We start from the raw sequence: 4839 nt of genomic DNA on the forward strand, positions 1-4839 counted from the left end.
TCTTTGCAGGATCGTGTGGAGGGCATGCATCGATCCGGAAGCCGTACCCCTCGGCCAGCGCGGCGTACGAGCGCTGTACCTCGGGATCGTACATACACGCCTTTGTAATCGCGCATTTGGCGTTGTCTATGATGACGCGCTCCACGCGGCCGCCGAACCATTCGAAGGCGCGCCGGTGGCAGGCCAGCCACGTCTCGACCGTTTGATCCAGCACGAGCTCTGCATACTGGTGCCGCGACCAGCACAGCGTCATCACGAAGAACCATGTCTTGAGCGGTACGCCGGATTCGTGTGTCAAAACGGGACCGGCACTGAAGTCGAGCTGCGCTGCGTCCGCCGGGGCGAACTCCAGGATCGTCGTTGCTCTCGCGCCGCGCTCGGCCTTCAGGTGCAGCAGGAAGCGCCGCACTGCAGAATAGCTGCCCGTATAGCCGTGATTGCGCTGAAGCGCGTTGAAGATCGTCGTGCCCTGCACGTCGGCGTTAAACCAGCCGCGCACCAGATCGCGAAACGGTTCAATCGTGGAGACGCAGCTACGCGGCAGCTTCGGATTGTGTCCGAAGATCGCTGCCAGTTCGGCGTCGTCCGGCAAGGGCCGACCGGGATCGAGCCAGCCCCGAGCGAGCGCGATTTGCCTGACGGTCTTCAGCTTCCCACGCCCCATCAGGCGCGCGCTGGCAATGTCGCGGTCGGAATCACCCTGACGCATGCGCGCCAGTACCTGTCGATACTCAAACACTTCGAACCTCCTTCGACTCATCGGCCCTCCGGGCAAAAAGCCTGAAGGTACCGGGTTGCGGAAATTCGAAATGCGTTTCGGGCTGGCACCCGACAGAACACTGAGCCTGCTACGTGGCTCGATTACGCCGATCCTGCGGTGGCTCCAATACGCCGATCATCGAGTGGCCCGATTGCGCCGATCATGCACTGGCTCGATTGCGGCGATCATCCGGTGGCTCGATTACGCCGATCCCGGAATGGCTCGAATATGCCGGTCGGTGACAAGGGCCAAACGCGCTATGCCTGCCTGGCACTGCGTCCCGTCGACGATATTCCACAAGCCCTCACGCGCGGCGGCTTCAACTTCGGGCATTCGGTACGCGGCACCGACGACTTCGAAGTCGTGCATTTCGGCTTTGAGTTCTACGGCTATCGAATCTTCAACGCCCTGATCAATCCAGCCAATGCGATCGCCAGGACGATCCTGTCGCACATGATCGAGACGAAGGCGTTTTTCTTCTTTGGTATCAATCCGTCGGGTGGCGTGACGGTATTCAAGGCTGACATCGGCGAGTGCAGCCTGGACGGTATCGTGTCCAACCTCGAGCGCATCATGCGCTCGACCACGACCGATGCCCAGTACGATGTGGCGTTGACGGCCTTCAGCGACCATCCGGATCCGGTCGGGCCGATGCTACATTGGGTCTGTCGGGACTGTCAGGATGGCCTCGATCTGTCCAACAATCTCATCGAACTGCGGCCCGCGTGATAACCCGTCCGATGTTATGACGGAATTTTCGAGGGTTCCGGCGTGGATCACCTTCAAGGTCGCGGACGATTCGCCCCCTTTCGAGAACGATGACACGTTGAACCATCGCAATGGCCTCAGGACACGGTGTGCCACGATTACACTCACCCCCGCTTCTTGCGCGGCCTAGCCCCCATGTGGCCGGGCTGCTGCGATGCCTGGGCGGCATGGATCTGCGCGGCAAACTGCTCATACTGGGTCAGCGTGGCGATGATGTTTTCGCGGCTCGGCTGGATATCGCTCAGGTCCATCTGGACCGGGTATTGGTGATCGAGGAGGATCCTGCGGGCCAACGTTTCGATCCCGGCCAGGACATGGTCGCCGCAGGAGTCCTCGTCCCGCTGTTGGGCCATCGGCATACCCATGGGCGCGCCAACGCCCAGGACGTGCGCCACCCGGCGGGCTACCTCGTACGGGCCCGTGAACGTGGCCTCATGGGCGTGCTCAGGGGGGATCATCGAATCGTAGTGAAAGGCTTGTCGCGAATTCCGATTGACGACCAGCAGCGACCAGTGGCGGTTTGCGTGGTTCACCGGCATCAACAGGATGGGGGCGGTGAAATGTTGCAGGACTTCTGCCTGCTCCTCTGCCGTTCCCTCATTCAGCCGCGTCACCTGCTGCGAGTCGGCGACAATGAGCGTTTGGGAGAGCCGCTGATAGCCGCCTGGGCCCATTTCCTGGGCAATCGTATGGAGCACCATCTGGTTGTAATTGAGGAGATTGTTGTCATGAAGCCAAGGGTCGCGCGCTAGCCGTTGGGCGGCACTCTCGGGTGCGGCCTCAGGGGACGGGTAGTCGTCCACGTCGACGATCTCAGGTGCCGGCCTGGAAGGGCCCGTGACCTCCAACGGCGAACGCGAATAGGACTCTTGGGCACCATATCCCGACAGGGAGACAAGTGAACCCTGGCCCGCGTAGACCGAGTCCGTTTCCGCCGGCTGCGTCACGTCCGACGGCTCGTTCAGATCGAATCCGTGACCGCCATACTTAGCACCAGAGTTGATCGAACTGAGATCGCCGAAGATCGTGCTCGAGCCGGGCGGCTCCGAACCGGCCGGCCCGAAGCCTGGTTGAGGCGTTGGTGCATCGTCCCAACTGATCTGGGACCACCCGACCGGTGTCGCCACGAGCGGAGACGGCATGGGCGTTTGCCCCATGCCCTGGGCGGCCATCGCCATCCGCTGCCGCCGCAGGTCGACGTTGGCTTCGGCGGCCTGCCGCAGGCGGCCCTCAAATGTGTTCACCAGCGCCTGTCCGGCCGGAGTCAAGCCCGTCTCGGAACGCGCATCGAGAAACACGAGCAGGTCGTCCACGTCGGCGTCGAATTTGGTCGCCAGGTCGGCCGCGCTGGTGTTCGGCGCAAACCATCCCAGCGCGTTGACGAAGCGTTCGCGCCCGATCCGGGCGATCGTCACCACGGGGGCTTCCGGCGGGAACATGGATGCCATCCGAGTCAGCATTGCCTTCGCCTTCCGATAGGTAGAGCCTTTCGTTCCGGCATAGCGTTCCACGTCATCCATCAGCGTCCTGTCGTGGAGCCGCGCGGCAATGCTTGACCGGCCCTGTTTCTGGAGCCAACCGCTGAATGTGCGCGCAGCGCTCGCATATGCGTCGAATTTCGTGTGGCCCTCTTTGTCGATGACCACGGACTCATTCTGTTGCTGCGCGTGGGCCTGCAACTCCGCGTTGCCCAGAGTTCGGAATCGCAAGATGAGCCGCTGGTCCACTTCCGGAAGATCGAAATGTGCGCTTCGCCTCTTGATGCCCGCCGTGCCTGTGGCTTCAAAATTGCGTAGGTGTTTCAAGACCGGCCCCACATTGGCAAGGTACTGAGCGCCAGGGCCAGCCTTGTAGTCCTCGAGGAGCCGGTCCATAATTTCGGAATGCAGTGCGGCGGGAACGCTCAACGCAGAATGCCCATTGAGCGAAAGCCACTCACTGAAGGCCCGCGCGGCTCGCTTGCTAGTGGAGGCATGCGAGCCCAGGGCCGCTTCAATGAACGCCTCATCGGCTGGCGGCACCTCTCGGCTTCGGTGCATTTCGCGTCTGGGAATGTTCGCTATGCCAAGCGTGCTCGTCTCGCTTTCGCGAAGATGCTCCAGCGCCGCAGCCGCGCTGGAATGTCCTTTCAATTGAATAAACATCCAGGCATCGGCTTTCAACTCTTTCGAGAATAGCCGGCCCTCCATGGGGGCCTTGCCGACCTGCTTGAGCCAAGCGCTCAAGTACGTCAGCGATGCCGCGCAGTCGTTTATTGTTCTCCTGGGGGTTCGCCCAACCTCCAGTCCCTTCTGCAATCGGTCGATAAGTGGACGGTCCTGCTCATACAAGTCCTTGCGCCTAGCCGGGTCAGGCGATGGAAGAGTCGTTTCTTCCGCGTGCATGGCGGACCCGGCCAACCGTCGGATGTCATCCCGCGGCCGTCGCGCGGGACGTGCCTGCGGCGCCTGAGCGTCGGCCTGCAGACCGCCTTGCTGGCGGGTGACCTGAGCGTCAACGGCCTCGTCCTCCCAGTACTGCACCCGCCCGTGCCCGGGAGGCGGGGCGTCCGCGCGAAACGCCGAGTCACGGCGCATGGAGGTGTCGTTGCCGTGGCGAGCGGATGAAGTGGCGCCAGAGACGTCCTTGCGGCGCCCCCCGAATCCGAGCGCCTTCTTGAGGCTCGACATGAAGCCGCCGCTTCGACGCGGAGCGGCATCGACGGGAGCTGTGTGCGTGGCCTCAGCGGTGCTGTGGCGGGCCGCATACGGCGCGTGGCTGTCATGCGGGGATTCGGGCACGTAGGGCAGGTCGTAGCGCGCGCTTTGGAAGTGGTACTCGCGCTCCACCAGCGGTGCTGCCGGCGATGTCAGCCGCATCGAGCCCCCGATGCCGGGCGACGCCATTGTCGCCCCGGCATCGCTGGTACGGCCCCGTTGCAGGTTGGCCAGTTGACCTAGGACGCCAGAAGCCTCCGCGGCTGGCGGCAGGCCGGCTTGACAGTCGACCGGGTGGGAGGCCGCCGGCGGAACTTCATCGATCCCTTTCTCCTCGCGATACCTGTTATAGGCGCTCAGGTCGTGCGCCCAATCGAAGTTCAAAATTCTTTCTCCCTGTACTGGATGATGAATCGACACGGTCAATCGCCGCAAGCGTGCCCGTCGAGCCAACCACTCCAGAGCGCGCTCTGGAGGTTGAAGTGACCGACGCAACTAGAGCTTTTTGACGCAAACGGCCTTGCCGAAGCTGTTCCACAGATTCACGAGGTTCGCGATAATCACGCCCTCGCGCTGCTGCGATTCGATGTTGCGCGTCAGCAGTCGCGCGCCGAT

Annotated in this window: 3 protein-coding genes; 1 reads left to right on the forward strand and 2 read right to left on the reverse strand. The window is 62.7% G+C overall.

Annotated features, from left to right (window positions below):
• On the reverse strand, nt 1–739 hold a 739-nt coding region (gene istA, locus AB3X89_RS38890), incomplete at its 3' end, for an IS21 family transposase (RefSeq protein ID WP_368587897.1).
• A 183-nt stretch (nt 740–922) separates the two neighbouring features.
• Here istA and AB3X89_RS38895 point away from each other — a divergent pair.
• Nucleotides 923–1489: a hypothetical protein gene (locus AB3X89_RS38895; protein WP_368587898.1), complete on the forward strand. Its 567-nt coding sequence runs from the start codon at nt 923–925 to the stop codon at nt 1487–1489.
• Nucleotides 1490–1632: 143 nt separating this feature from the next.
• On the opposite strand, the gene AB3X89_RS38900 is transcribed toward AB3X89_RS38895, so the two are convergent.
• The gene (locus AB3X89_RS38900) at nt 1633–4644 is read right to left on the reverse strand and encodes a Ulp1 family isopeptidase (RefSeq protein ID WP_368587899.1); all 3012 of its coding nucleotides are present in this window, start codon (nt 4642–4644) and stop codon (nt 1633–1635) included.
• Nucleotides 4645–4839 lie beyond the last annotated feature (195 nt).

The organism is Paraburkholderia sp. BR14320 (assembly GCF_040948665.1).
GTDB classification, from domain to species: Bacteria; Pseudomonadota; Gammaproteobacteria; order Burkholderiales; family Burkholderiaceae; genus Paraburkholderia; species Paraburkholderia youngii.